We start from the raw sequence: 620 nt of genomic DNA on the forward strand, positions 1-620 counted from the left end.
AGCGCTGCATCGTCCACCAGGTGCGCAGTTCCACCAGATATGTCAGCTACAAGGACATCAAGAAAGTCGTTGCGGATCTGAAGAAGATCTATGGTGCCGTCACACTGGAGGAAGCCGAGAAAAATCTGCAGACCTTCGCGGAGACCTGGCGTAAGCAGTACCCCTCCTGTGTGAAAAGCTGGGAAGAAAACTGGCCGGTTTTAAGCACGTTCTTCGAATACCCTGTGGAGATTCGGAAAATCATATACACGACGAACATCATCGAGGGCCTGAACCGCCAGTTCCGGCAGATTACGAAAAACAAGCCCTCCTTCACGAATGACGACTCCCTGCGCCGGATGCTGTATCTGGCTTCCCAGCGCATCGTGAAGCACTGGCACGCCAGATACCAGAACTGGGATCTGGTGCTCAGCCAGCTGGAAATCATGTTCGCCGACCGAGCCGTTGGCTGACTCCCTTGTCCTAGTATGCCACGGCGGTCAGACCGGCATTCACGCCGTGCCGGCGCGCATACCGTTCTGACTGCCATGGCTTTCGGTAATCAAGGGATTCAGGCCAGAATCCGCCCTGCTTTCCAGCGCCATTCTTGACTTTGTCGAAAAACGCTTACACAAAATTTT

Annotated in this window: 1 protein-coding gene; it reads left to right on the top strand. The window is 54.0% G+C overall.

Annotation, left to right across the window (positions count from 1 at the left end; all coding sequences use genetic code 11):
- Positions 1–452 (top strand): transposase (locus JQM68_RS13625; RefSeq protein WP_235223562.1); only part of this gene is annotated, 452 nt, incomplete at its 5' end.
- Between the last annotated feature and the right edge of the window lie 168 nt (positions 453–620).

Origin of the sequence: Oscillibacter valericigenes (genome assembly GCF_021531435.1) — a bacterium.
In the GTDB taxonomy this organism is placed as follows: domain Bacteria; phylum Bacillota; class Clostridia; order Oscillospirales; family Oscillospiraceae; genus Oscillibacter; species Oscillibacter valericigenes_B.